Here is a 24,203-nt window from a genome sequence, read left to right as displayed (position 1 = left end):
CCCGGCGGGCTGGATAAATTCGCGATAGCCGTGAGACATGACTCGATGGTACCGGCCGCCGGTGCGGCCGGTCGCCTCCATATGGCGGGCGGCGCTCACGACCGCCGCCGCGCGGCTGCGCTCGCAGCCGCGCTCATGACACTGCTCGCCGCCGCGCGGCTGCGCTCGCAGCCGCGCTCATGACACTGCTCGCCGCTGCGCGGCTGCGCTCGCGTACATGCACACGCCCGCCGCGACGGCGAGGTTCAGGCTCTCGGCCCTCCCCCAGATCGGGACGCCGACCTTGCGGTGCGCGAGCGCGGCCGTGGCCTCGTCGAGGCCGTGCGCCTCCGAGCCGAGCAGCCACACCGTGGGCGCGGCGAGGTCCCCGGCGGCGTCGAGCGCGTACAGGTCCTCCCCGCCGGCGGCGGCCGCCAGGATCTGGGCGTGCGGGAACACGTCGAGGATGTCGGCGGTGTCGGCCGCGCGGATCACCGGCAGGTGGAACAGGCTCCCGGCGGAGGAGCGCACGCACTTGCCGTTGTACGGGTCGACCGAGTCGGTCCCGAAGACCACGCAGTCGGCCCCGGCCGCGTCGGCCGCGCGGAGCACGGTCCCGGCGTTGCCCGGGTCGGTGATGCCGTGGAGCACCGCGACCAGGTTCGCCTCCTCGGGGAGCCGCTGGTCGAGGTAGCGGCAGACGGCGACGAGCCCCTGCGGGGTCACCGTCTCGGCGAGGGCGGCGAGTCCCTCGTCGGCGCACGGGTGCACGTGGGCGCCCGCGGCGACGGCCGTGTCGATGAGCTCCGAGTGCCGGGTGTCGGCGTCGAGGTCGTAGAACAGGTCCTCGACCGCGCCGGCGGCCACGGCCTCGCGGACGGCCTGGGGGCCTTCGGCGAGGAACCGCTCGGCCTTGTCGCGGCCGCGGCGGCGCTGGAGCTTCCGGGCGGCGACGACCCGGGACGATCGCGCGGTGAGCACGCCCGTCCCGGGGGTCTCAGCGGTCATCTACTGCTCGCCTCTACTGTTCGACCGCGGCGTTGACGTCCTCGGGGAGGGCCTTGCGGGCGACGTCGACCAGGGCGGTGAACGCCGCCGGGTCGGAGACGGCCAGCTCGGCGAGGATCTTGCGGTCCACCTCGACCTCGGCCAGGGCCAGGCCCTGGATGAAGCGGTTGTAGGTGATGCCGTTCTGGCGGGCCGCGGCGTTGATGCGGGTGATCCAGAGCTTGCGGAACTCGCGCTTGCGGGCCTTCCGGTCGCGGTACGAGTAGGTGTACGAGTGGAGCAGCTGCTCCTTGGCCTTGCGGTACAGGCGCGAGCGCTGGCCGCGGTAGCCCTTGGCCTCCTCGAGTACGACGCGGCGCTTCTTCTTGGCGTTCATCGAACGCTTGACGCGTGCCACAGTTCAGTCTCCTTGCGTTAAAGGCGGATGGAAGTCAGACGGGGGGCGAGGCTAGCGGCCCAGCAGCTTGTTGACCTGCTTGACGTCGGCGGGCGCCACCTCGGTGCGGCCGTCCTTGCCGCGCTTGAGCTTGGAGGTCTTGTGCTCCAGCAGGTGGTTCTTGCCGGCCTTGCGGCGCATCAGCTTGCCCGAGCCGGTGACCTTGAAACGCTTCTTGGCACCGCTGTGGGTCTTCATCTTCGGCATCGTGGTTCTCCTATGTGTTCAATCCCGGCCGTGGCGGGCGCGCGGGCGCCCGCTCCGGGCCGGGTCGTGCTCGGTCTAGGACTCGGGCGTCTCGGCGGGGGCCTCGGCCGCTGCCGGGACCTCCTCGGCGGGGGCCGCGGCCTCGCCGCGGTCGCGCCCGCTCTTGCGCCCGCCGCCCTTGATCTCGCCCTTGGGGCGGATGGGGGCGACGACCATGATCATGTTGCGGCCGTCCTGCTTCGCCGCGGACTCGATGACCGCGAGGTCGGCGAGCTCCTCCGCCAGCTTGTCCAGCAGGCGGCGGCCCAGCTCCGGGCGCGACTGCTCGCGGCCGCGGAACATGATGGTGATCTTGACCTTGTCCCCGGCCGTGAGGAACCGCACGATGTGACCCTTTTTGGTCTCGTAGTCGTGCTTGTCGATCTTCGGCCGGAGCTTCATCTCCTTGATGACGGTCTGCTGCTGATTGCGGCGCGAGGCGCGGGCCTTCTGGGCGGACTCGTACTTGTACTTGCCGTAGTCCATGAGCTTGCAGACCGGCGGACGGGCGGTGGGTGCGACTTCGACCAGGTCCAGGTCGACGTCGGCGGCCAGTTGCAGGGCCTTGTCGATCGACACGATGCCGACCTGCTCTCCCTGCGGGCCGACCAGGCGCACTTCCTTGGTCCGGATCTGGTCGTTCACGCGCAAATCGCTGATGGGGCCTCCTTGGTTCGCGATTCTCGCCGATGCGGGCATCGGCGCCCCTGTGGCTGTGGGCGTCGCCGGGGCGGGTGCTCCGGCGGCTCGTCGCGCAAGCGTGACCCAGCAGGCCTCACAGGTAGAGGTCCCCAAAAGAAAAGACCCCGGCCTAGGCTGGGGTCCACTCCAAAGCACGGCGAACGCGTTCGCCGTGGGTTGACCCGTTCGCCAGTCGATCCGGTGAAGGACCCGGCTGAGGGTGGGAGCTGGACTCCGCTTGCGGGTGCGTCGCGTAGCGAGCGCACAGTTCGCAAGTATAGCTATGTGCTACAGGAGGCCCCTCACAAGGTGCCTATGACTTGCGCGACTGCTCCATGAGCGCTCGCAGGTGTTTGATCGCGGCCACGGCCCGCTCCTTGTCGCTGACCTGGATCGCCATGATCGACATCTCGTCGTCGTCGGCGAGTTCCACGGTGGCCCAGGTCATCTTGTCGGTGAAGTTGATCGCGGTGACGATCTGCCACGGGAAGTAGCGCTTGGCGGTGACGTTGACGACCTCGATGCCCTTCTCGTCGGCGCGCACGCGCAGCCGCAGGAAGCTGAGGGCGATCCCGGCGCCGATGACGCCGAGGCCGATCATGCCCGCCTGGTCGGCCCAGGTGACGGCGCCGCCCTCGGCGGTCTGGGAGCCGAGGGTGAACGACAGGGCGGTGAAGCCGCCGAAGGCGACGACGGCGCCGATCCAGGCCCCGATGCGGGACTTGCGCGGCTGGTACTCGAACTTGCCGATCTCGGTCATGGTCTGCTCCTGCAGGGCGGTCACGCTGCTCCCCTATCGTCGGTCGCCGGCTCTCACGGCAGCTGGTCGATCTCGAGACTCGAGTCGAATGCAAGCAGCGTCTTGGGTTCGCCGGTCACGATGGGCCAGCCGGGGCGGTTCAGGCCACACCAGGCGACGTGCCCGGCGGCGATGTTGCCGTGCTGGCGCGAGCGCGAGAGCATGAGGCCGACGTCGCGGGCGGACTTCTGGTCGAGGTCCATGATGACGGTCACGGGCAGCCCCAGCAGGACCAGGAGGGCGTCGCGGTCGCGGCGGCGGGCCTGGGACCAGGCCTCGGTGAGCGCGCCGGAGGGGATCGCGAGGACCACGTTCTGCTCGAGGGCGGTGAACACCACTGCCTGGGGGTAGGGCATGGAGGTGGCGAAACCGACGATGGCCGAGACGTCCAGGATGCGGCCTCCGATCACGCTTTGCCCTCTCCTTCTCGGTCGTCCACGCCGAGGACTTCGCGGGCCCACGCCAGGTGCTCGGCGCTGGGGGCGTGGCCCTTGCGCTCGAACAGGTCCTGGAGTTCGGTGAGCGAGCGGTCCCGCTCGAGGCGCTCGGCGACGGCGGCCTCGACGTACTCGTCGACGGACGAGGCGCGGCCGACCGCGACGAGGCGGCGTATCTGCTCGAGCTGGGTGCCGGAGAGGGTGACGCCCGAACGCGGGGGGCCCGACCCGGCGGCGGGCGGGTTGAGCGACGAATTGGCGCGATCGGTCACGATTCTCAGCGTAGCGGGCGGGGGCCGCGGAGTGGAGCCGCCATGTCGGTCCGCCGCGTCTCGGCGAAGCTTGCGAGCCGTAAAAGGGCGCTGCGGTACCTTCGTGGTGAGGCGCGTCCTCACTCTCGGCGGCGCACGCGAACCGCGCGTCGGCCGAGCATCCGCAACCGTTGCCTGGAAGGACCTGTGATGGCTGAGAAGAAGTCCGGCGAGCGGCCCCACGACCCGAAGTTCCCCGAGAAGTTCCTGGACTTCATGCGCACCGGCTGGGGCGCCTCGGACCTGGACGTGGCCGAGCTGCCCCAGGCGGCCTACACCGCCCGGCGCCGCGAGGCGGTCTCCGCGGCCTTCCCCGGCGAGACGGTCGTGGTCCCGTCCGGCGCCGAGAAGACCCGCTCGAACGACACGTTCTTCCGCTTCCGCGCGGGCTCGGACTTCGCGTGGCTCACCGGCGACCTCGACCCCGAGGGCGTGCTCGTGCTCCACCCGAACGGGGCCGGGCACGACGCGGTGCTGTACCGGCGCCCGCGCAAGGGCACCGACTCCGACGAGTTCTTCCGCTCCGCGAAGTACGGCGAGCTGTGGATCGGGCGCAAGCACTCCCTGGAGGAGACCAGCGTGCGCCTGGGCGTCGAGGTCCGCGACGTGGACCGCCTCGAGGGCGAGCTCACGGGCGTCGAGCGCGGCAAGGCCCGGGTCCTGCGCGGCTTCGACGCGGCGCTCGACGGGCGCTTCGCCGCCGAGGAGGCCGACGGGGGGCTCTCGCGCGACGGCGAGCTCGCCGCGGTGCTCTCGGAGCTGCGCCTGGTCAAGGACGCGTGGGAGCTCGCGCAGCTCCAGGACGCCGTGGACATCACGGTGCGCGGCTTCGAGGACGTCGCGCGCGTCCTGCCCGCGGACGGGCCGATCCCCGAGCGGGTGCTCGAGGGCGTGTTCGCCGCGCGCTCGCGCGTGGAGGGCAACGGCCTGGGCTACGACTCGATCGTGGGCGCCGGGTCGCACGCCACGACGCTGCACTGGATCACCAACGACGGGGCGACGGCGCCGGGCGAGCTCATCCTCATGGACATGGGGGTGGAGAACGACCACCTCTACACCGCCGACGTGACGCGGACGCTGCCGGTGAGCGGGACCTTCACGCCGCTCCAGCGGCAGGTCTACGACATCGTGCACGCCTCGCAGCAGGCGGGCATGGACGCCGTCAGGCCGGGCGCCGGGTTCCAGGACATCCACCAGGCATGCATGCGGGTCCTGGCCGAGGGGCTCAAGGACCTGGGGGTGCTGCCCGGCTCGGTGGAGGAGGCGCTCGACAAGGACTCGCTGATCTACCGGCGCTGGACCCTGCACGGGTTCGGGCACATGCTCGGCCTCGACGTGCACGACTGCGCGAACTCGCGCCCCGAGCACTACTACAAGGGCGCGGTGCAGGAGGACTTCGTGCTCACCGTCGAGCCGGGCCTGTACTTCCAGGCCAACGACGAGCTGGTGCCCGAGGAGCTGCGCGGGGTCGGCATCCGCATCGAGGACGACGTGCGGGTGACCACCGACGGCTGCGAGAACCTCTCGGCGGGGCTGCCGCGTTCGGCCGAGGACGTCGAGGCGTGGCTGGGCGAGCAGCGCGAGGCGGGGCCCCGTCTCGCGCTGCCGGCGTGAAACCGCAGTTCGCGAGGGATGTCGCAGGGCCGGTGAAGGTCCTGGACGCCCACCGCGTATAGTCCGAATTAAGACTTATATCCACCGCACCGGGCCGGCGGCGGCGAGCATCACCGCACACAACCGCCAGCCGCCGCCGGCCTTCAAACCCCTCGCCGCGGCCCGGATGCGAACCTCCTCGAATCATCGCCGCCCGCCGGCCGCTCCTTAGGCTCGGCTAAGCGGTGCCCGCGGGAAGCCGAGTGCTACAGTTGGAACCGTTAAATAAGACGGACGTACTGTTTAGAAGTCGGCGGCTCTGCCCGACCCCGGTGCACGACCCTTCCGGTCGCGGCAGACTGAGACCGACTGACGCAGTTCAGAATCGAGGAGCTCTCATGGTGAGTACGGACTCCTTCGGCGCCCGCGGGACGCTGCGGGTCGGCGAACACGACTACGACATCTTCCGCATCGACAGGGTCGAGGGACACGACCGGCTGCCGTACAGCCTCAAGGTCCTCCTCGAGAACCTGCTGCGCAACGAGGACGGCGCGGACATCACCGCCGACCACGTCCGGGCCCTGGGCTCGTGGGACCCGACCGCCAAGCCGAGCACCGAGATCCAGTTCACGCCCGGCCGCGTCATCATGCAGGACTTCACCGGCGTCCCGTGCGTGGTCGACCTGGCCACCATGCGCGAGGCCGTGCGCGACCTCGGCGGCGACCCGTCGCAGATCAACCCCCTCGCGCCCGCCGAGATGGTCATCGACCACTCGGTCATCGTCGACTTCTTCGGCCGCCCGGACTCCTTCCAGCGCAACGTGGAGCGCGAGTACGAGCGCAACCGCGAGCGCTACCAGTTCCTGCGCTGGGGCCAGACCGCGTTCGACGAGTTCAAGGTCGTCCCGCCCGGCACCGGCATCGTCCACCAGGTCAACATCGAGCACCTGGCCCGCGTCGTCATGACCCGCGACGGGGTGGCCTACCCCGACACCTGCGTGGGCACCGACTCGCACACCACCATGGAGAACGGCATCGGCGTCCTCGGCTGGGGCGTCGGCGGCATCGAGGCCGAGGCCGCGATGCTCGGCCAGCCGATCTCGATGCTCATCCCCCGCGTCGTCGGCTTCAAGCTCGCCGGGGACCTCCCCGCCGGGACCACCGCCACCGACCTGGTCCTCACCATCACCGAGATGCTCCGCGAGCACGGCGTGGTCGGCAAGTTCGTCGAGTTCTACGGCGAGGGCGTCTCGGCCGTGCCCGTGGCCGACCGCGCCACGCTCGGCAACATGAGCCCCGAGTTCGGCTCCACCTGCGCGATCTTCCCGATCGACGACCGCACCGTGGACTACCTGCGCCTGACCGGGCGCACCGACGAGCAGATCGCGCTCGTCGAGGCGTACGCCAAGGCCCAGGGCCTGTGGCACGACGCCTCCCGCGAGGCCGAGTACTCCGAGTACCTCGAGCTCGACCTCTCCACGGTGGTGCCCTCGATCGCCGGGCCCAAGCGCCCGCAGGACCGCATCCAGCTCGACCGGGCGGACTCGCAGTGGCGCCGCGACGTGGCGAACTACGTCGCCGACGAGGCCGGCCTCGAGTCCTTCCCGGGCTCGGACGCGCCCGCGGAGTCCCCGAACGGGGCCCGCCCGCACAACCCGCAGACCGTCAAGAACGACGACGGCGAGTTCGAGCTCGACCACGGCGCGGTCGTGATCGCCGCGATCACCTCGTGCACCAACACCTCGAACCCGTACGTCATGGTCGGCGCCGGGCTCCTCGCCAAGAACGCCGTCGAGGCGGGCCTGGCGTCCCAGCCGTGGGTGAAGACCTCGCTCGCGCCGGGCTCGCAGGTCGTCACCGGCTACCTCCAGCGCGCCGGGCTCTCCCCGTACCTCGACAAGCTCGGGTTCAACCTGGTCGGCTACGGCTGCACCACGTGCATCGGCAACTCCGGTCCGCTCCCCGAGGAGACCTCGGCGGCGGTCCAGACCGGCGACCTCGCCGTGGCGGCGGTCCTGTCGGGCAACCGCAACTTCGAGGGGCGCATCAACCCCGACGTCAAGATGAACTACCTCGCCAGTCCTCCGCTCGTGGTGGCGTACGCCCTCGCCGGGTCGATGGACGTGAACCTCACGTCCGACCCGATCGGCAAGGGCAAGGACGGCCAGGACGTGTACCTGCGCGACATCTGGCCCTCCTCCGAGGACGTGCGCGAGGTCGTCGACGGCCACATCGGCCGCGACATGTTCCTCACCGAGTACGCCTCGGTCTTCGACGGCGACGAGACCTGGCAGTCCCTGCCGATCCCGACCGGCGACACCTTCGAGTGGGACCAGGCCTCCACCTACGTGCGCAAGGCCCCGTACTTCGAGGGGATGCCGGCGGCCCCGGCGGCCGTCGAGGACATCGCGGGCGCGCGCGTCATGGCGAAGCTGGGCGACTCGGTCACGACCGACCACATCTCCCCCGCCGGGTCCATCAAGGCCGACTCGCCCGCGGGCGAGTACCTCAAGGCCCAGGGCGTCTCGCCCGCGGACTTCAACTCCTACGGCTCGCGCCGCGGGAACCACGAGGTCATGGTCCGGGGCACCTTCGCGAACATCCGCCTGCGCAACCAGCTCGCGCCGGGCACCGAAGGCGGCTGGACCCGCGACTTCACGCAGGCCGGCGGCCCGGTGACGACGATCTACGACGCGTGCCAGAACTACGCCGCCGAGGGCACGCCGCTGGTCGTGTTCGCGGGCAAGGAGTACGGCACCGGCTCCAGCCGCGACTGGGCGGCCAAGGGCACGACCCTGCTGGGCGTCAAGGCCGTCATCGCCGAGTCGTACGAGCGCATCCACCGCTCGAACCTCATCGGCATGGGCGTGCTGCCGCTCCAGTTCCCGGAGGGCGAGTCGCACCAGAGCCTGGAGCTGACCGGCGAGGAGACCGTCTCGATCTCGGGCGTCACCGCGATCAACGACGGCATCCCGGCCACCGTCACGGTGACCGCCGTGAGCCCCGACGGGTCCGAGAAGACCTTCGAGGCCGTGGTCCGCCTGGACACCCCGGGCGAGGCCGAGTACTACCGCAACGGCGGCATCCTCCAGTACGTGCTGCGCGGCCTGCTCGCGAAGTAGGCACCGGTTCGACAGAGGGGCGGGCCGTCTGCGGCCCGCCCCTCTTCAACCGCCCGCGAGCGAAATCGGAGCGGACCACGGCAGCCGCCCGCTACCGCGACCCCCGCGGGGCCTCGCCCTTCGGGTACGGGCTACCACGTGCAGCTCGCCGTCCGGCCCGGGTGCGAGGACCTCGCCCGCGCCTTCTACGTCGAGGTGCTGGGCATGACCGAGGCGCCCAGGCCGCCGGAGCTCACTGGGCTGGTGAAGACCCGGTCGACCGGGTCAAGGCCATGGTCAGTCCGCGTGCTCGCTCAGGTACGAGGCGATCGCGGCGACATAGCGCTTGTACAAGTCCGCCGCTATCGGCATCGCCTCGGCGAACAACCTGCGGTCCACGGCGACGTAGTCATGGATCAGGATGTTGCGAAGCCCCGCGCTGGGCGCCAGTTCGGCGGCGAGGTCTTCCGGTATGGCGCCGAGTTCGGCGGTCTTCGGGAACGTCTCGCGATAGGACTTCGGGATGACGCTGCCGGATTGCGCGATGAGGTGATTGTTGACGGCGACCGCCAGTTCGACGAGCTGGGTGAAGACGCGCTCGGTCGCGAGGCGCACCGTGATGTCCCTCTGGAGGCGATCGAGCGTCACGGGGCCGATCGCGTCGAGGGCCTCCAGCATCTCCCGCATGAGGACGAGTCGCTCGTGAACGATGTCGGGGTTCACTGCCATTGGGTCAGTTGCCTTCGCTGCAGCTCGCGAACCCATTCGGTGTCCATGCGGGCGCTGATCGCGGTCATCTGCGCTCGCGCGAAGTCGCCCCTGCGCCGCTCGAAGAGCGCTTCGCCGTAGGCGAGCGCCTGTTCGCGTGCCACGGGCGCGGCCTGGTCGAGGTTCATGAAGTCGAGGGCATCGGTCCCCGTGGCCTGCGTGAGGGCGTCGATGAAGCCGAGGAGGCGGCTCTGGGGCTCGTGCCGGAGCCGGAAAGCCAGGTCGAGGTCGCGGGCGGGGCGTCCGGAGTCTCGCACCGCACTGCCGAAGACCACGAGCAGCTCGATGCCGTACTCGTCGCACAGCGACTGGAGGCGGCCGTTCCCGGCCATCTCCTTGAGCCGCCGGTAGGCGCGACGCTGGTCGTCCATCGCCGAAACTATACCCGCAGTGCCCCGTGCGGGTCGCAGCGTTTTCCGCTCGAGCTGCACCTCGGCGTGGAACCGGGCCCGCCTGGTTCGGGAAAACCCAGTCGACTGGGGTCGACTGGGTTTGCGGCGCAGGCGTTGACGGGCGGCCGGGCCCGCTGGCAGGCTCGGGGCATGACTGCGGCTCACGAACTGGCACAGGTGAACATCGCCCGGATGCGGGCGCCCCTGGACTCGCCGGTGATGAAGGACTTCATGGACAACCTCGACGCGGTCAACGCCGCCGCCGAAGCGGCCGAGGGGTTCGTGTGGCGCCTCATCGACGAGGGCGGGGCGAACGCGACCGCGCTCCGGTTCTACGGCGACGAGTGGATCATCGTGAACATGTCGGTGTGGACCGACGCGGAGGCGTTCAGGGCCTACGTGTTCGGTCCCGCTCACCGGCCGTTCCTCCAGCGGCGGCGCGAGTGGTTCGAGCACCTCGCGGAGGCGGCCACGGCCCTGTGGTGGGTGCCCGCCGGAGAGCGGCCCGCGGTCCAGGACGGCGAGAAGCGCCTGACGCTCCTGCGCGAGAAGGGCCCGACCGCGGAGGCGTTCACGATGAAGGCGCCGTTCCCGCCGCCGGCGTAGGGCGCCGCGGCCCGGTGAGCGGCCTCACCTCGCGGAATCCCCGCCTCGGCGGGACCGTTGCACCCGGCATGGTGCGCGAAGTGGAAGTCGTGGTCGTCGGCGCCGGTCAGGCCGGTCTCGCGGCCGCGTACCACCTGCGCCGCTTCTACGAGCCCGGGACCGGGTTCGCCGTCCTCGACCACGCCCCGCACGCGGGCGGCGCGTGGCAGTTCCGCTGGCCCACCCTCACCTTCGCCACGGTCAACGGCGTCTACCAGCTCCCCGGGATGGCCGTGCCCGAGCCCGAGGCGTCCACACCCGTCGCCGGGGTCATCTCGGACTACTTCGCCGCCTACGAGCGCGAGTTCGACCTGCGCGTCCAGCGGCCCGTCTCGGTCCGCTCCGTCCGGTCCCTGCCGGACGGGCGCCTCGAGGTCGGCACCGACCGCGGCGCATGGGTCGCCAAGGCGCTCGTCAACGCCACCGGCACCTGGGAGCGCCCCTTCTGGCCTCGCTACAGCGGCCAGGAGTCCTTCGCGGGCCGCCAGCTCCACACCGCGCAGTACCGGGGCCCGCGGGAGTTCGCGGGCGAGCGCGTCGCCGTGGTCGGCGGCGGCATCTCCGCGATCCAGCACCTGATGGAGATCCACCCGTTCGCCGCCGCGACCGCGTGGGTCACCCGCCGCCCTCCGCAGTGGCGCGACGGCGAGTTCAACCCCGACCGCGGCCGCGAGGCCGTCGCCATGGTCGAGGAGCGCGTCCGCAGGGGACTGCGCCCGCAGTCGGTCATCAGCGTCACCGGGATCCCGCAGACGCCGCAGATCCGGGCGGCGCGGGAGGCGGGGGTCCTGGAGCGGCTGCCGGTGTTCGACCGCATCGAGCCCGGAGGCCTGCGCTGGGACGACGGCCGGTTCGCATCCGTAGACGCGATCCTGTGGGCCACGGGGTTCCGGGCCTCGCTCGACCACCTCGCGCCGCTGCGGCTGCGCGGGCCCGGCGGCGGGATCGTCATGGACGGCACCCGCGTCGCGGCCGATCCCCGCGTCCACCTGGTCGGCTACGGGCCCTCGGCGAGCACCGTGGGCGCGAACCGCGCCGGGCGCGCGGCCGTCCGCGAGATCCGGGAGCTGCTGAAGAGGGACGATCCGGTCAGCGCCGGCCGACGGTGAGCACGGCCTGCACGGGCCAGTGGTCGGAGGGCGCGAGGTCGAACTCGCTGTGGGCGTTCACGCCCACCCGGTGGACCCGCACCTCCTGGCGGCGGCCGCCGGACTTCGCGAGGATCCAGTCGATGCGGTCGCCGCCCTCGACGGGCCGGGTCCGCCAGCGGTTGAACGTGGACCAGTCGGGGGTGACCCGCTCCTCGGCGGCGCTCCAGGCGTCGACCAGGCCGCCGCCGGTGAGCAGCTTGTGGGCCTCGTCGCCGGGCCCGCTGTTGAAGTCCCCGGCGAGCACGGCGGGGCCGAGGAAGCCGCGCATGAGCTCGAGGCACATCCGGGCGCCCTTGCGGCGGGCCTTCTCGGAGCGGTGGTCGAGGTGGACGTTCGCGACGTGGAAGTCCTTGCCGGTGGCCTTGTCCTCGAAGCGGACCCAGGTGAGCATCCGGACCGTGCCCGCGCCCCAGGCGCGCGAGCCGATCACCCTGGGGCGCCGGGAGAGCCACACGTGGTCGTACTCCATCGGGGCCAGGCGCGAAGCGTCCCAGAGGATCGCGGTGGACTCCGAGCGGGAGCCGCCGCCGCGTCCGAGGTGGATCCAGTCGTAGCCGTCGAGCTCCTCGCGCAACTCGACGAGCTGGCGGAACCGGCCCTCCTGGGTGCACAGGACGGTGGGCTGCTCGGCGCGGAGCACGGCCTCCACGAGGGGGCGGCGCTTCCACCACGAGTGCGGGGCCCGGCCAGAGGCCGACTTGAGGTTGTAGGTCATGACCTGGACGAACGGGGGTTCGACCGGGCCGATGAGCGGCAGGTCGGGGACGGCGGTCGCAGTCTGGCTCACAAACGCGAGGTTAGACCCGGGTCCGCCGTCCCGCTCGGCTTTGCCGACCAAAATGCACAGGGGCCTCGCCGCTCGAACGTGCAGGGGCATCGCCGCCCGGCGGGCTACGGGAGCTCGACGAGGGCCTGGACCGGCCAGTGGTCCGAGGGCGTCAGGCCGTCCTCGGCGTACGTGTTGACCCCGGCCTTGAGGGTCCGGACGTCCGGGGTGGACAGGATCCAGTCGATGCGCCGCTCCGCCTCGGTGGGGACGGGGTCCCAGCCGTTCCAGCTGCCGTAGACGGGCGTGACCTGCTCCTCGGCCTCGATGAGGGTGTCGACGAGGCCGCCGTCGGCGAAGATCTGGTAGATCGGCGTGTCGGGGGTGTTGTTGAAGTCCCCGGCGAGGATCACCGGCGCCGTCCAGGGCTCGATGACGTCGAGGTTCATCTGCGCGCCCTTCTGGCGGGACTCCTCGGACTGGTGGTCGAAGTGGTTGTTGACGACGTAGAACTCCCTGCCGGTGCGCAGGTCGGCGAAGCGGACCCAGGTGAGCATCCGGACCACGTTGTTGCCCCAGCCCTTGGAGCCGATGAGCAGCGGGGTGTCGGAGAGCCACTGGTGGTCGTACTCGAGGGCCTTGAGGCGCTTGGCGTTCCAGAAGACGGCGGTGGCCTCGCTCCTGGAGCCGCCGAGGCGGCCGAGGTGGATCCAGTCGTAGCCGTCGAGGTCCTCGAGGAGGTCCTGGTTCTGGCCGTAGAGGCCCTCCTGGGTGAACAGGACGGTGGGCTTCTCGCGCTTGAGGACCCCGGCGACGAGCGGGCGGCGCTCGTCCCAGGTGTGCGGGGAGGCGTCGCCGCCCTCGTAGCGGATGTTGAAGGTGAGCAGGTGGAGCTGGTCGCCTCGGGGGGCGCCGATGAGCGGCCCGCCGAGGGTCTCCTGGGCGTGCGCGGTGCCGGAGAGGGCTCCGGTGGCGATGGCGGTGGCACCGGCCGCGAGGCCCGCGCCGAGGACGTTGCGTCGACTGAGGACGTTTGACATGAAACCTCTATACCGAAGGAGGAAACCGGGTGGAAAGCAAGTTCACGACAAAAGCCGCCTTCGGACAACCGACACGCCGTGAACCCCGGGTGAATTCGCGCGGGGCGCGGGCGCCCGCCCCGGACGCGCACTGAAGCAGGCGGCGATGCGGTTGGGGCCCTTGAGGGACGGCGGGCCGGAGCCCGCCGCCGTGGTGGTGGTGTTCAGCGTTCGCCCGTGCGGGTCTCCAGGTAGTCGCGGATCGCCGCGGGGTCGTCGGGGCCGGCCCAGCCGATGTAGCCGTCGGGGCGGACGACCCTGGCGAGGCCGTCGGGGGCGGCCGAGGCCGCGCCCACGGCGGCGGCCGGGGCCGCCTCGGCGCTGTCGAGGACGACGAACCGCCCGCGGCGCAGGGCCTCGTAGAGGCGGGTGCCGTCGGCGAGGGCGGTGTCCCGGGCGCGCGTGCCGACGAGCGCGTCCTCGTCCTTCCCGTGTCCGTAGTGGATGCCCACGCCGCTGATCATGCCCATGGCCTTGCGCTCGATCGGCTTGACGCTCAGGGCGGCAGCGGCGGCCAGGCCGCCGATGGCGGCCTTGAGCTTCGAGCGCTCGGCGGCGAGGCGGATCATCGCGCCGCTGGAGCGCAGGACGGCCTTGCCGACGGGGTGGCGCTCGGCGTGGTAGGTGTCGAGCAGGGCCGGGTCGGCGCCGCGCAGGACCGCGGCGAGCTTCCAGGACAGGTTCGCGGCGTCCTGGATGCCGGTGTTCATGCCCTGGCCGCCCGCGGGCGAGTGGCAGTGCGCGGCGTCGCCGGCGAGGAAGACGTTGCCGTCGCGGTATTCGGGGACCTGGCGCTCGTCGGAGTGGAAGCGGGAGATCCAGCGCGGGTCGCGCATGCCGAAGTCGGTGCCGAACGCCAGGCGCGCCGCCTCCTTGAGCTCGTCGAGTTCGACCGGCTCGTCGTCGCCGCGCTGGTCGGCGCTGTTCCACGCGAAGACGCGCCAGTACCCGTCGCCGAAGTCGGCCACGAAGCAGAAGGCGCCGTTGACGCCGTGGATCGCGGGGCTCTCGGCGGGCGGCTCGGCGAGTCGCACGTCGGCGAGCATGATCGACTCGAGGACCGATTCGCCGGGGTAGGGCATCCCGATGGCCTTGCGCACGCCGGAGCCGACGCCGTCGGCGGCGACCGCGTAGGCCGCGGTGAAGCGGCCCCGGCCGGTGGTGAGGGCGACGCGTCCGTCGGCCTGCTCGACATCGGTGACCGCGCAGTCGTAGCGGATTCGGGCGCCGGCGTCGGTCGCGCGGCGCAGCAGGACCCGCTCGACGTCGTACTGCGGGGCCATGAGCAGGTAGGGGAAGCGGGTCTCGAGTTCGGCGAGGTGGAGCGAGACCCGGTTGAACAGGCGGATCCCGGGCAGCCGCGCGCCGCCGCGGGACAGGAGCTCCTCGGCGATGCCGCGGGCGTCGAACATCTCCATGGTGCGGGCGTGGACGCCGAAGGCGCGGGAGAGGTTCGAGATCCCGGCGCCGCGCTTCTCGAGCACGAGCGTCTCGACGCCCGCTTCGGCGAGGTCGCCGGCGAGCATGAGGCCGGTGGGCCCGGCGCCGACGATGACGACTTCGGCTTGCTGGTCCGACATGGTGGTCTCCCTGGAGTGGCCGAGGCGAATAATTCATCACTTGATGAATTCAATGTACGGTGAATTTCGCGCGAAGGGAAGTCCTGCGACCGAATGTGACGGAGACCAAGGCCCGGAAAGGCCTCAGGGCCGCGGGAGGTGAGTAGCCCGCGGCCCTGAATCGTACTGCCGAAGAAAGGTTAGCATAACCTAACTTCACGCTCAAGCGGTGGCTCACCACCGCAGGAACGCCCCCACGCCCCCGGCCTCCTCGTCCAGGCACGTGCCGTCGCTGAGGATCGACACCCGGGCGTCCGAGGCCAGCGCCATCTCGATCATCGCCTCGCCGAGCTGGGCGTCCGCCACGGCCGCGGCGACCTCCGGTTCGCCGGGCGCGATGGCGTCGGCGAGGACCGCGCCGGCCGGGATGCGGCGGCCGCTCCACACCGAGTCGCGCTCGATGAGCAGGCGGTCGACCCGCCCGCCCTGGAGCGCGTCGAGCACCGCCTCCGAACCGGCGGCGGTCTTGCGCGGCGACTCGGCGAAGTCGGCGACGAGGCGCTCATCGCGCTCGCGCCTGGCGGCCGCGATCTCGGGCGCGAGGGCCTGCTGGATCTGGGCGGGCGTGGACTGGCTGAGGACCAGCTGCGAGGCCACGACGTCGGCCTTCAGGCCGTTGCCCAGCGACTTCGACGCGGCCTCGACCAGCTCGGGCTCGCCGGTGACCACCAGGAGCTCCCAGCCGAAGGCCCTCACGTGCTCCTCCAGTGTGGAGTGGGCGGCGGCGAGGAACTTCTGGAGGTGCTCGGCGACCCGGTAGTCGAACAAGTCCTGCTGGTTCGAGGAGATGAAACCGTCCCGGCTGCCGTAGGCGCTGCGGACGGCGGCGGGGCCCTTCATGACCCGCCATTCGGCGGTGTCCAGCGAGAAGGAGAGCCCGGAGACCTCCTCGCACCGGCCGAAGCGGCTGTCGAGGAGCCGCAGCCCCTTGCCGTCGACGACGGCGACGCCGACCGGGGAGCCCTCGGCCCAGGCGCCGAGCATCGGGACGATGTGGGAGCGGGGGGCGAGGGCGACGCGGTCGACCAGGGGGGTCTGCATCTCGACGGTGTAGGTCTCGCCGGTGGCGAGGGCCGTGAAGAGGGCGCGGCCGATCCCGGGGGCGCCGGGCCGCACCAGCTGCTCGAGGTCGAGCTTCATCTCCTCGACGCGCCGGCCGAGCAGGGACCGGGTCCCGTTGTCGACGGCCTCGAGGAGCTGCTTCAGGCCCTGGTCGAGCCGGGTCTTCCAGGGCGGTGTCGAACCTTCCTGCCGGGGGTCGGCGTTGACGTAGAGCGAGAGCACGCCGGCTTCGTCGCGCAGGTTCACCAGCCTCAGTTGCGTCTCGCGGTCCATCGGCATGGCTATCGCCTCCTCGTTGAGCGGAATTCGCCTCAGGATATTCCCGGCGTTGCCCGCTCGTGAGGGTTTGACTCAGATCGGGCAGCCGTCGGGCCCGCAGGCCTCCCCGCCCTCGGTGCCGTCGATGGTGGTGAGGGTCGGTTTCTTTTCGCCCCAAGCCTTTTCGAGGACTTCAGTGAACAACGCAGTGGGCTGGGCGCCGGAGACGCCGTACTTCTCGTCGATGACGAAGAAGGGGACGCCGGTGGCCCCCAGCGCGGCGGCCTCGGCCTCGTCGGCGCGGACGGCCTCGCGGTAGGCCTCGGGGTCGTCCAGCACCGCGAGGACCTCGGCGCGGTCGAGCCCGGCGCCCACCGCGACCTCGACGAGGCGCTCGCGCCCGTAGACCGAGGCCTCCTCGGCGAAGTTCGCGGCGTAGAAGGCCCGCCAGACCTCGGCCTCGAGGCCCCGCTCCGAAGCCAGGTGCAGCAGCCGGTGCAGGTCGAGGGTGTTGCCGTGGTCGCGGCCCTCGGTCCGGTACTCCAGGCCCTCGAGCTTCGCGAGGTCGCCGAGCTTGTACTCGTTGGCCTGGGCCTGGGCGGTGCTGATGCCGTACTTCTGGGCGATCATGGGCACCACCGGGACGACGTCGGAGGGGTCGCGGTGCGGGTCCAGCTCGAAGGAGCGGTGCCGCACCTCGACGTCGACCTTCCCCTCCAGGCCCTCCACGGCCTTGTCGAAGCGGGCCTTCCCCACGTAGCACCACGGGCAGGCGATGTCGGACCAGATGTCGACTCGAAGTTTCGTCACCCCACTGCGAACACTTGAAGCTTCACCTGAATTCCCGCGCCGCCCCAGCTCAGCCGCGAGACCCTGCACTCGCGCCCAAGCCCCCGTTCAGGTACCCTTTCTCAGGCTCGGAGCGCCCGCAACGCGCCCCAGGGTGCTTAGCTCAGCGGTAGAGCACCTCCCTTACAAGGAGGTGGTCACAGGTTCGATCCCTGTAGCACCCACCAACGGCCGTTCAGGCCGTGACACTTCATGACAGATCCGTGCCGGGTCACGACCGAGACCACCGGCCGCATCTTGAGCCTCTCGGCGATTCCGCCTCCGGTTCAGCGTGGACACGTCCGCGCCTGGGCCTGACCCTGGAGGCGACCCCATCGTGGTCGCTTCTACCGCCGCGGCCCTCGGCGGCCTTGCCGTCGACGAGGCGCAGAGCGAGGTCACCAGGCGGATCGGCCCCGCCTCAAGGCCGCTGCCGCCTTCCGCCGCTGTGATGTGGGACATCGGGGGTTGACCTCAACTTCGGTTGAGGTGGTGTGGTGGCCATGACCAGTTCTTCCGTTCAGAAAGCGGCTTTCATGGACCTCACCGTTCCCGATGCTGCGCCCGAGGCGGCGCAGCGCACTTCCCCGTTGACCCTGCCGGTGGTCTTGGTCGGCGTCGTCCTGGTGGCGATGTCGATCTCGGGCACGGCGGTGGCGCTGCCGAGCATCGGGCGCGACCTCGGGGCGTCGGGATCACCGCTGAACTGGGTGGTCGCCGGGTACAACCTGGCGTTCGCGGCCATGACGCTCGTCGCCGGGTCCACTGCGGACCGGATCGGGCGGCGGCGCGTCTTCGTGTTCTCGGCGCTCGTGTTCGCCGCGGGGTTCGCCGTCACCGCGGCGAGCCTGTCGATCGTGCTCACCGACATCGCACGGATCGTCTCGGGCGCGGGCGGCGCGGGGATCATGGCCGCCGGCGGCGCGATCCTCGCGTCCGAATACGAAGGGGCCGCGCGCAACCGCGCGTTCGCGCTCATGGGGACCATGGCGGGCGTGGGCATCGCGATCGGGCCGACGCTGTCGGGCCTGCTCATCGCGGTGACCGGATGGCGCGGCGGCTTCGCGGTCTTCACCGTCGTCGGGTTGCTGATCGTCTTCGGCGGCACGAGGATCCGCGAGTCGCGGGCGAGCGGTTCGCGCACCGACCGGCTCGGCAGCGGACTGTTCGTCGCCGCGCTGACGCTGCTCATGTACGCGCTCATCGAAGCCCCCGAGCTCGGCTGGACGCACCCGGCGGTCCTGGCGACCGCCGTCGCGGGGTTCGCGGCCCTCGCGGTGTTCGCCCTCGTGCAGCGCCGGAGCGCCGCACCCGTGCTCGCGCCGTCCCTGGTCGCCAACCGCGGTTTCATGGGCTGGAGCATGGCCACGCTGACCACCTCGATCGGCTTCCTCGGGGTGCTGGTCTTCCTGCCCACCTACCTCCAGGCCGCCGGCGGCATGTCCCCCGCGCTCTCCGGCACCGCGATGCTGCTGCTCACCGCACCGGTGCTCGCCGCCCCGCTCGCCGCCTCCGGGCTGGTCAACCGCGGCGTCTCAGCGCGCCTGCTCATCACCCTCGCACTCGCGTTCGTCACCGCGGGCAACCTGTGGCTCACGGCCCTCGACTCCGAGCGGGCGCTTGCGACAGCCGCCGTGCCGCTGCTGCTGATCGGGATCGGCATGGGCGCGTCGTTCGGGATCACCGACGGGCAGGCGATGGCCCTCGTGCCGGCCGAATCGGTCGGCATGGCCGCCGGGTTCATCAACACGCTGCGCGGCGCGGCCGAAGCGCTCGTGATCGCCGCGTTCAGCGCCTCCCTCATCGGACTCCTCACCGGTCGGCTCGGCGACGGGGCGCGGGCGGCGGCCGTCAGCGCGGGTCGGACCTCCGCCGACGGGCGGGCCTCGGAACTCGAGGCGTTCACGTGGTCGTGGCGCGTCACGCAGCTCGGCGTCGGACTGCTGTGCCTGGTGCTCGCGATCATCGTGGCGCTCCTGATCTTCGGAGGGAAGACTGGAGCACGCCGGGCCGAATGAGCCCGGCGGGGAAGGAGGCGAGGGCGATGCAGTTCAGTCCCGACGACGAACTGACGATCGGCGAGGTCGGCCGCCGTACCGGCGTCGCCGCCTCCGCGCTCCACTTCTACGAGCGCCAGGGTCTCATCGCGAGCCGGCGCAACGGTGCCAACCAGCGCCGCTACCCCCGGCACATGCTCCGGCGCATCTCGCTGATCATCGTCGCCAAGCGGCTCGGCGTCCCCCTCGGCGATGTCGGCCGCGTCTTCGCCGCCCTTCCCCTCGACCGCTCCCCCACGCACGAAGAGTGGCAGCAGGTGTCCCGGATCTGGAAGCGCCACTTGGAGGAGCGCCGCCTCGCCATAGAGCAGCTCGAACGCGAACTCACCGGCTGCATCGGCTGCGGCTGCCTCTCCATGAAGGCCTGCCTCCTGCTCAACCCCGACGACGCCCTGCGCGGCCGAGGCCCCGGCCCGGTCCGCCTCCAGGCCGACGAGGCGTGAACCCGGTCGGCCCCGCGCTCGCGGGGCCGACCGCCGGGTCGTTCGCCGGTCGCACAGCGGTCGAGGCGGTGGCGCCGATACTTCGGACGGCTTGGGCGGCCATGCCGCTCAGGACTCCGGCGGGGCGTCCATGCGGAAGAGCCGTTCGATCAGGGCCTGCCAGGCGTCGGCCAGGCGCCGTTCGATCTCGGCGGCGGGCGGCTCGGCGTCTTGCGGCGAGGACAGGAAGAGCAGCAGCGGCCCTTCGAGGGCGGCGCTGAGCTGGAGCGCGAGGCTGTCCAGGTCGGCGATGCCGAGGTCGGCCCGCGCCAGGAGCATCCGGAAGTGGGTGTGCGTCATGTCCACTTCGGCGACCGGGAGCCCCCGGTCGCGCTCCATCGCGGCCTGCGCCACGGCGAGGTTGTCGATCAGGAACTCGATGCGCACGCGGCCGTAGGCGATCAGGCGCTCGGCCGGCCCGGCGCCGGGCCCCAGCGGGGGCGGGCCGGCCAGCACCAGCTCCTGGAACCGGCTCGCCTCGTCCTCCAGCAGGGCCTTGAAGATCCCCGCGCGGGTGCCGAAGCGGCGGAAGACCGTGCCCTTGCCCAGTCCGGCCCGCTCGGCGAGTGCGTCCATCGTCACATTCGCGGTGCCGTGCTCGGCGACCATCTCACGAGCGACTGCCAAGAGCCGCAATCGGTTTCGTTTGGCGTCGGCGCGTTCGGCGCGGGGTCTGCCCAAGGGCACGAGCGGTCGTTCCACAAATGCAATCTACCCGCCGGAAATATAAACGGGGTGAAGTCCGTTTATGAGGGCGAGGGTCCCGCCGACGCGACCCGCCCACCCGCGACCGCGACCGCGGTCCACCGCTTGAGGAGCTTCATCCATGAACCTGTTCCGCCTGGACGCCAGCATCCTGCCCGGCGCCTCCACCAGCGCCGAGATCGCCGACCTCGCCGAGGCCGAGTGGACCGCGGCCCACCCCGGCGGCACGGTCGTCCGCCGCCACCTCGGCACCGACCCGCTGCCCGCCGAGGCCTGGACGAACGCGACCCTCGCCGGGTTCGCGCCCGAGGAGCAGCACGACGAGGCGCAGCGGCGGGCCCTCGAGCTCGCCGCCGCGCTGGCCGAGGAGCTCCAGAGCGCCGACGCGGCCATCCTGGCGGTCCCGCTCTACAACTACGGCGTCTCGCAGCACTTCAAGACCTGGACCGACCTGGTCATCTCCGGCGCCGGCCCGACCACCCCGGTCCTCAAGGGCACGCCCACCGTCCTGGTCACCTCGCTCGGCGGCGGCTACGGCCCCGGCGCGCCCCGCCACGGCTGGGACCACTCCACGCCGTACCTGGAGCGCGTGCTGGGCGACATCTGGGGCGCCGACCTCACGGTGGTCAAGCGCGAGCTCACCCTCGCCGCGACCACGCCGGGCATGGAGGGCCTGCGCGACCTCGCCGCCGAGCAGCACCGGCAGGCGCTGGCCGCCGGCCGCGAGGCCGGCCGCGCCATCGCGGGGAACTGATCACGGGGCCCGCCGGGCCGCGGCCCGGCGGGCTCCCGCTATCGGCGCTTCGGGTCGGCGGCCGCCGCGGGCGTCCGCTCGGCCTGCCGGGCCCGGAGCGCCGTGAACATCGGCTTCCTGGAAGGGGACTCGGCCAGGCCGCCGTGGAGGACCGCGGTGATCGCGATCGACGCGGCGGCGTCGTCGGCGGCCGTCACACCGGCGGTGACCATGTCGAGGATCTCGTCGGCGGCCGCGCTGACGAGCGCGGGATCGGCGGTCTTGGACGCCCGGGAGAAGCCGTAGGCGAGGTCGTTGTCGCCGGTGACGCTCCAGGCGGCGCAGGTGTGCAGGCGGCGCCCGTAACCGGTGCCCTCGATCCAGGCGTCGACGAGGTACACCATCGTCCGGGCCGGGCCGTCCCACAGCAGGTCGCCCTCGAGCAGGTCCGACAGCGCGGGGAGCCGCTGCGCCTGCGGATAGGAGGAGCGGACGACGGCCTCGGCCTCATCGTCGCGGAGATAACGGTAGTTCATTCTTGAACGGTAACCGCTCCGTGAGCGGTTGCCGCAACGCCCGGCCCCTGGGATGCTCGCCACCAGGTCCGTGAGGACGCGACGGTCGAGCTGGAACGGGCACGGCCGCCGGGCCGGGGCGTCGGCCCCGGCCCGGCGGACCTGCGGTGTCAGGCGGCTTCGCAGAAGACGTCGGACTCGGGCATCTCGCCGTCGACGAGGTACCGCGTCGTGGTGTTCAGGGCGCACGGGTTGTCGCCGTACACGTAGACGCCGTGGCCGTCGCCGTCGACGGTGACCAGGCGGGACCGGTCGCCGAAGGCCTCGCGGGCCGCGAGGGCGCCCTCGTACGGGGTCGCCGCGTCGCGCAGGTGCTGCACGATGAGGACGTTCCGCGGGCCCTCGTCGCTGATCGGGACCTGCGGCTCGACCGGGTCGTTGTGCCAGAACGCGCACGGCGAGACGTTGGCGCCCGCCGCGCCGAACTTCGGGTACCGCTCGCGGTCCTCGGCGACCGCGGCCTGATAGGTCGCGAGGTCCTCCGGCCAGTCCGTGTCGTTGCAGGCGACGGCCAGGTAGGAGGACCAGGCGTTGTCGTACGGCGAGAGCCCCGAGGCGTCCTGCCCGGCGGCCGCGGGGAGGTCGTGCTCCTCGAACCGCTCGCGGGCGGCCTGCTCGTCGGAGGCGGCCAGCGACTGCCAGATCCCGGCCGTCATCCCGTAGGAGGCCTCGCTGTAGAGACCGCCGAACACGAGGAAGCGGAACAGCGGGCCGTCGAACTCCGCGAGCGGCTCCTCGTCGAGCCGCTCCGCCAGCGCGAAGTAGTGCTCCTCGACCTCCTCGGGGGTCTCGCCGAGGCCGTAGCTGTCGTGGCGCTGCGCCGCCCAGGCCGCGAAGGCCGGGAAGCCGTCCTCGAAGCCGGGGCCCCACAGGCGCTGCTGCTCGTAGCCGAGCGCGGTGTCGCCGAGGTTGCTGTCGAGGACGATCCGGTCGCTCCGCTCGGGGAAGAGCGAGGCGTAAGCCGATCCCAGGGCGGAGCCGTACGAGGCGCCGTAGAAGCTGATGGCGTCCTCGCCGAGGGCTTCGCGGATGACGTCCATGTCGCGCGCGGTGTTGGCCGTGGTCATGTGCGGCATGAGGCCTTCGGGGTCGTTCGCGGCGCACTGGTCGGCGACCGCCTCGGCGGCCTCGGCCTGCTCGGCGACGGCCGCCTCGTCCACCGCGTACGGCGGCAGGTTGCCGCGGTAGTGCTGCTCGACGGTGAAGCCGCAGCTCACCGGGGTCGAGTGGCCGACGCCTCGCGGGTCCATGCCGATGAGGTCGTAGGCGTCGAGCACGCTGCTCGGCAGTCCGAGGTCCCGCATCTGGCCCGGCTGCGCCAGTCCCGATCCGCCGGGTCCGCCGGGGTTGAGCAGCAGCACGCCGCGGCGCTCCTCGGGGTTCGCGCCGGTGAGCCGGGAGATCATGACGTCGATGGTGTCGCCCTCGGGTGCGCGGTGGTCCAGCGGGACGGCGATGGTCGCGCATTCGAGGTCGGGCGCGGCCGCCGCGTCCTCGGGGCAGGCGCCCCAGTCGACGGTGCCTGCCGCGTCGTCGGCGGCGAGCGCCGGGGTGGTCATCAGCGAGGCGCCGAGTCCCGCCGCGGCCGTCAGCGCCAGGCTGCGCCCGATGATTCGTCGTAGTCGCATCTCGTTCCCTTCCCTGTCGCCCCCTTTGGGGGGTTATGGGGCACAGTCCAGGCCATGCCGCAGCGGCACGGTCAAGGTTTTCCGCGCTTTGGTGAACGGGATCACACCGCTTCAGTCGGTCGGCGGCCGGACGATCAGGTCGTGGACGCGCCGCATGACGTCGAGCTGCGCGGGGTTGTAGAGGTCCTTGAGGGCCTTGCCGATCGAGCGCTTGACGAACGCCTCGCCGCGCGGGGCGTCGGTGAGGTCGTTCAGTTCCGGGTGCCGCTCGTGGAGGTCGCGCGCGAACGGCGCGAGGCGTTCGGCCAGCGCGGCGCGGGTCGCCTCGTCGGCGTCGGCGGGCAGGCGCTCGAACTCGTCGTTCGCCGGCTCGGCGGGCGGGTCGCGCAGGATGTCGGCGTACGCCTGGATGGTCCTGGGGCCGAGGAGCCGGGTCAGGACCACCACGAGGGAGCGGCCCGGGTCGGAGGGCTCCGCGTCGGCGGCGGCAGCCGGGAACCCGAGGGGCAGGTCCGTGGGCCCCGACTGGTCCAGGAGCACGCCGACCTCGGCCCGGACGCGCTGGAGCCGTTCGATGGTGGCCGCGAGTTCGGCGTCGAGGGCGCGCAGGGCCTCCTCGGGGTGGTCGTCCTCCTCGCCCATGGCGGCGATCTGGGGCAGGGAGAAGCCGAGGTCGGACAGGCGCTTGATCCGCAGCAGCTTGACGAGGTGGGCGACGCCGTACTGCTTGTAGCCGTTGGGGAGCCGCTCGGGCTCCTCGAGCAGGCCGACCTCGTGGTAGTGGCGCACCGCCCGGAGGCTGGTGCCGGCGAGCTCGGCGATCTCGCGGGTGCTCCATGCCATCGTCGTCACCTCGTTCCCCGG

25 protein-coding genes and 1 tRNA gene are annotated in these 24,203 nt (G+C 71.7%); 8 read left to right on the top strand and 18 right to left on the bottom strand.

The genetic code is table 11. The annotated features are described in order from the left end of the window. Nucleotides 1-177 precede the first annotated feature (177 nt). The 7 genes from LO763_RS13710 to LO763_RS13680 form a co-directional block, all read right to left on the bottom strand. Entirely contained in the window at nucleotides 178-987 is an 810-nt protein-coding gene (locus LO763_RS13710; RefSeq protein WP_230603019.1) for a TrmH family RNA methyltransferase, read from the bottom strand. 13 nt (nucleotides 988-1,000) lie between these two features. Then, complete coding sequence (rplT, locus tag LO763_RS13705; protein WP_230603017.1) at nucleotides 1,001-1,384, bottom strand: 50S ribosomal protein L20; 384 nt, start codon at nucleotides 1,382-1,384, stop codon at nucleotides 1,001-1,003. Between the two features lie 51 nt (nucleotides 1,385-1,435). Then, the gene (rpmI, locus tag LO763_RS13700; protein WP_230603015.1) at nucleotides 1,436-1,630 is read right to left on the bottom strand and encodes a 50S ribosomal protein L35; all 195 of its coding nucleotides are present in this window, start codon (nucleotides 1,628-1,630) and stop codon (nucleotides 1,436-1,438) included. Nucleotides 1,631-1,705: 75 nt separating this feature from the next. Further along, on the bottom strand, nucleotides 1,706-2,314 hold the full coding sequence (gene infC / locus LO763_RS13695; RefSeq protein WP_230603013.1) for a translation initiation factor IF-3: 609 nt from the start codon (nucleotides 2,312-2,314) through the stop codon (nucleotides 1,706-1,708). A gap of 349 nt (nucleotides 2,315-2,663) precedes the next feature. Further along, nucleotides 2,664-3,134 carry a PH domain-containing protein gene (locus tag LO763_RS13690; protein ID WP_230603011.1) on the bottom strand — a complete coding sequence of 157 codons (471 nt, stop codon included), beginning with the start codon at nucleotides 3,132-3,134 and terminating at the stop codon, nucleotides 2,664-2,666. A 29-nt stretch (nucleotides 3,135-3,163) separates the two neighbouring features. Further along, on the bottom strand, nucleotides 3,164-3,559 hold the full coding sequence (locus LO763_RS13685; protein WP_091028872.1) for a hypothetical protein: 396 nt from the start codon (nucleotides 3,557-3,559) through the stop codon (nucleotides 3,164-3,166). Further along, on the bottom strand, nucleotides 3,556-3,858 hold the full coding sequence (locus LO763_RS13680; protein ID WP_230603009.1) for a hypothetical protein: 303 nt from the start codon (nucleotides 3,856-3,858) through the stop codon (nucleotides 3,556-3,558). Before LO763_RS13680 ends, LO763_RS13685 begins: the two co-directional genes overlap by 4 nt. A 189-nt stretch (nucleotides 3,859-4,047) precedes the next feature. Here LO763_RS13680 and LO763_RS13675 point away from each other — a divergent pair, with 189 nt between their 5' ends. Both LO763_RS13675 and acnA read left to right on the top strand, forming a co-directional pair. Next, nucleotides 4,048-5,511 (top strand): aminopeptidase P family protein, encoded by a 1,464-nt coding sequence (locus tag LO763_RS13675; RefSeq protein WP_230603007.1) that lies wholly within the window; start codon nucleotides 4,048-4,050, stop codon nucleotides 5,509-5,511. Nucleotides 5,512-5,891: 380 nt separating this feature from the next. Then, nucleotides 5,892-8,612, top strand: coding sequence for an aconitate hydratase AcnA (acnA, locus tag LO763_RS13670; RefSeq protein ID WP_369431988.1), 2,721 nt, complete (start codon nucleotides 5,892-5,894; stop codon nucleotides 8,610-8,612). Nucleotides 8,613-8,888: 276 nt separating this feature from the next. Here the strand turns inward: acnA and hepT are convergent, their stop codons facing one another. Both hepT and LO763_RS13660 read right to left on the bottom strand, forming a co-directional pair. Then, on the bottom strand, nucleotides 8,889-9,320 hold the full coding sequence (hepT, locus tag LO763_RS13665) for a type VII toxin-antitoxin system HepT family RNase toxin (RefSeq protein WP_230603003.1): 432 nt from the start codon (nucleotides 9,318-9,320) through the stop codon (nucleotides 8,889-8,891). Beyond that, entirely contained in the window at nucleotides 9,311-9,730 is a 420-nt protein-coding gene (locus LO763_RS13660) for a nucleotidyltransferase family protein (RefSeq protein ID WP_230603001.1), read from the bottom strand. The genes hepT and LO763_RS13660 overlap by 10 nt, the downstream gene beginning before the upstream one ends. Nucleotides 9,731-9,901: 171 nt before the next feature. On the opposite strand from LO763_RS13660, the gene LO763_RS13655 reads away from it, so the two are divergent. Both LO763_RS13655 and LO763_RS13650 read left to right on the top strand, forming a co-directional pair. Continuing rightward, nucleotides 9,902-10,357 (top strand): DUF3291 domain-containing protein, encoded by a 456-nt coding sequence (locus LO763_RS13655; protein WP_230602999.1) that lies wholly within the window; start codon nucleotides 9,902-9,904, stop codon nucleotides 10,355-10,357. A gap of 68 nt (nucleotides 10,358-10,425) precedes the next feature. Beyond that, the gene (locus tag LO763_RS13650) at nucleotides 10,426-11,505 is read left to right on the top strand and encodes an NAD(P)-binding domain-containing protein (protein WP_255672378.1); all 1,080 of its coding nucleotides are present in this window, start codon (nucleotides 10,426-10,428) and stop codon (nucleotides 11,503-11,505) included. On the opposite strand, the gene LO763_RS13645 is transcribed toward LO763_RS13650, so the two are convergent. The 5 genes from LO763_RS13645 to LO763_RS13625 all read right to left on the bottom strand — a co-directional run bounded on the left by LO763_RS13645 (nucleotide 11,486) and on the right by LO763_RS13625 (nucleotide 17,141). Further along, on the bottom strand, nucleotides 11,486-12,334 hold the full coding sequence (locus LO763_RS13645; protein WP_230602995.1) for an endonuclease/exonuclease/phosphatase family protein: 849 nt from the start codon (nucleotides 12,332-12,334) through the stop codon (nucleotides 11,486-11,488). The two genes, LO763_RS13650 and LO763_RS13645, sit on opposite strands and share 20 nt — an antisense overlap. A 104-nt stretch (nucleotides 12,335-12,438) precedes the next feature. After that, nucleotides 12,439-13,353, bottom strand: coding sequence for an endonuclease/exonuclease/phosphatase family protein (locus LO763_RS13640; RefSeq protein WP_230602993.1), 915 nt, complete (start codon nucleotides 13,351-13,353; stop codon nucleotides 12,439-12,441). Between the two features lie 203 nt (nucleotides 13,354-13,556). Further along, nucleotides 13,557-14,972 carry an FAD-dependent monooxygenase gene (locus tag LO763_RS13635; RefSeq protein WP_230602991.1) on the bottom strand — a complete coding sequence of 472 codons (1,416 nt, stop codon included), beginning with the start codon at nucleotides 14,970-14,972 and terminating at the stop codon, nucleotides 13,557-13,559. 213 nt (nucleotides 14,973-15,185) lie between these two features. Continuing rightward, nucleotides 15,186-16,352, bottom strand: coding sequence for a VLRF1 family aeRF1-type release factor (locus tag LO763_RS13630; RefSeq protein ID WP_230602989.1), 1,167 nt, complete (start codon nucleotides 16,350-16,352; stop codon nucleotides 15,186-15,188). Between the two features lie 72 nt (nucleotides 16,353-16,424). Next, entirely contained in the window at nucleotides 16,425-17,141 is a 717-nt protein-coding gene (locus LO763_RS13625; protein WP_230602987.1) for a DsbA family oxidoreductase, read from the bottom strand. Between the two features lie 131 nt (nucleotides 17,142-17,272). Between LO763_RS13625 and LO763_RS13620 the strand changes: the two genes are divergently transcribed. The 3 genes from LO763_RS13620 to soxR all read left to right on the top strand — a co-directional run bounded on the left by LO763_RS13620 (nucleotide 17,273) and on the right by soxR (nucleotide 19,659). Beyond that, nucleotides 17,273-17,347 (top strand) — tRNA-Val (locus tag LO763_RS13620). Between the two features lie 348 nt (nucleotides 17,348-17,695). Further along, nucleotides 17,696-19,177 (top strand): MFS transporter, encoded by a 1,482-nt coding sequence (locus tag LO763_RS13615; RefSeq protein ID WP_230602984.1) that lies wholly within the window; start codon nucleotides 17,696-17,698, stop codon nucleotides 19,175-19,177. A 26-nt stretch (nucleotides 19,178-19,203) separates the two neighbouring features. Continuing rightward, nucleotides 19,204-19,659 (top strand): redox-sensitive transcriptional activator SoxR, encoded by a 456-nt coding sequence (soxR, locus tag LO763_RS13610; RefSeq protein WP_230602982.1) that lies wholly within the window; start codon nucleotides 19,204-19,206, stop codon nucleotides 19,657-19,659. A gap of 108 nt (nucleotides 19,660-19,767) precedes the next feature. Here soxR and LO763_RS13605 read toward each other — a convergent pair whose 3' ends face one another. After that, on the bottom strand, nucleotides 19,768-20,400 hold the full coding sequence (locus LO763_RS13605) for a TetR/AcrR family transcriptional regulator (protein ID WP_230602980.1): 633 nt from the start codon (nucleotides 20,398-20,400) through the stop codon (nucleotides 19,768-19,770). 124 nt (nucleotides 20,401-20,524) lie between these two features. On the opposite strand from LO763_RS13605, the gene LO763_RS13600 reads away from it, so the two are divergent. Beyond that, nucleotides 20,525-21,157 (top strand): FMN-dependent NADH-azoreductase, encoded by a 633-nt coding sequence (locus tag LO763_RS13600; protein WP_230602978.1) that lies wholly within the window; start codon nucleotides 20,525-20,527, stop codon nucleotides 21,155-21,157. A 38-nt stretch (nucleotides 21,158-21,195) separates the two neighbouring features. On the opposite strand, the gene LO763_RS13595 is transcribed toward LO763_RS13600, so the two are convergent. The 3 genes from LO763_RS13595 to LO763_RS13585 all read right to left on the bottom strand — a co-directional run bounded on the left by LO763_RS13595 (nucleotide 21,196) and on the right by LO763_RS13585 (nucleotide 24,182). Continuing rightward, complete coding sequence (locus tag LO763_RS13595) at nucleotides 21,196-21,672, bottom strand: hypothetical protein (protein ID WP_230602976.1); 477 nt, start codon at nucleotides 21,670-21,672, stop codon at nucleotides 21,196-21,198. Between the two features lie 149 nt (nucleotides 21,673-21,821). Next, entirely contained in the window at nucleotides 21,822-23,339 is a 1,518-nt protein-coding gene (locus LO763_RS13590; RefSeq protein ID WP_230602974.1) for an alpha/beta hydrolase, read from the bottom strand. 111 nt (nucleotides 23,340-23,450) lie between these two features. Further along, nucleotides 23,451-24,182 (bottom strand): MerR family transcriptional regulator, encoded by a 732-nt coding sequence (locus tag LO763_RS13585; RefSeq protein WP_230602972.1) that lies wholly within the window; start codon nucleotides 24,180-24,182, stop codon nucleotides 23,451-23,453. Nucleotides 24,183-24,203: the final 21 nt, after the last annotated feature.

Origin of the sequence: Glycomyces amatae (assembly GCF_020991375.1) — a bacterium.
GTDB lineage: Bacteria > Actinomycetota > Actinomycetes > Mycobacteriales > Micromonosporaceae > Glycomyces > Glycomyces amatae.
Note: the sequence above shows the minus strand (reverse complement) of the source record. Positions and strands in the feature narration are given on the sequence as shown.

Excerpts from the sequence above, each read along its gene's own strand:
- LO763_RS13595 (WP_230602976.1), bottom strand. The coding sequence starts at position 21,672 with ATGAACTACCGTTATCTCCGCGACGATGAGGCCGAGGCCGTCGTCCGC.
- soxR (WP_230602982.1), top strand. The coding sequence starts at position 19,204 with ATGCAGTTCAGTCCCGACGACGAACTGACGATCGGCGAGGTCGGCCGC.
- hepT (WP_230603003.1), bottom strand. The coding sequence starts at position 9,320 with ATGGCAGTGAACCCCGACATCGTTCACGAGCGACTCGTCCTCATGCGG.
- LO763_RS13655 (WP_230602999.1), top strand. The coding sequence starts at position 9,902 with ATGACTGCGGCTCACGAACTGGCACAGGTGAACATCGCCCGGATGCGG.
- rpmI (WP_230603015.1), bottom strand. The coding sequence starts at position 1,630 with ATGCCGAAGATGAAGACCCACAGCGGTGCCAAGAAGCGTTTCAAGGTC.
- LO763_RS13630 (WP_230602989.1), bottom strand. The coding sequence starts at position 16,352 with ATGCCGATGGACCGCGAGACGCAACTGAGGCTGGTGAACCTGCGCGAC.
- LO763_RS13590 (WP_230602974.1), bottom strand. The coding sequence starts at position 23,339 with ATGCGACTACGACGAATCATCGGGCGCAGCCTGGCGCTGACGGCCGCG.
- LO763_RS13675 (WP_230603007.1), top strand. The coding sequence starts at position 4,048 with ATGGCTGAGAAGAAGTCCGGCGAGCGGCCCCACGACCCGAAGTTCCCC.
- LO763_RS13640 (WP_230602993.1), bottom strand. The coding sequence starts at position 13,353 with ATGTCAAACGTCCTCAGTCGACGCAACGTCCTCGGCGCGGGCCTCGCG.
- LO763_RS13710 (WP_230603019.1), bottom strand. The coding sequence starts at position 987 with ATGACCGCTGAGACCCCCGGGACGGGCGTGCTCACCGCGCGATCGTCC.
- LO763_RS13660 (WP_230603001.1), bottom strand. The coding sequence starts at position 9,730 with ATGGACGACCAGCGTCGCGCCTACCGGCGGCTCAAGGAGATGGCCGGG.
- LO763_RS13585 (WP_230602972.1), bottom strand. The coding sequence starts at position 24,182 with ATGGCATGGAGCACCCGCGAGATCGCCGAGCTCGCCGGCACCAGCCTC.
- LO763_RS13650 (WP_255672378.1), top strand. The coding sequence starts at position 10,426 with ATGGTGCGCGAAGTGGAAGTCGTGGTCGTCGGCGCCGGTCAGGCCGGT.
- LO763_RS13600 (WP_230602978.1), top strand. The coding sequence starts at position 20,525 with ATGAACCTGTTCCGCCTGGACGCCAGCATCCTGCCCGGCGCCTCCACC.
- LO763_RS13635 (WP_230602991.1), bottom strand. The coding sequence starts at position 14,972 with ATGTCGGACCAGCAAGCCGAAGTCGTCATCGTCGGCGCCGGGCCCACC.
- LO763_RS13615 (WP_230602984.1), top strand. The coding sequence starts at position 17,696 with ATGGACCTCACCGTTCCCGATGCTGCGCCCGAGGCGGCGCAGCGCACT.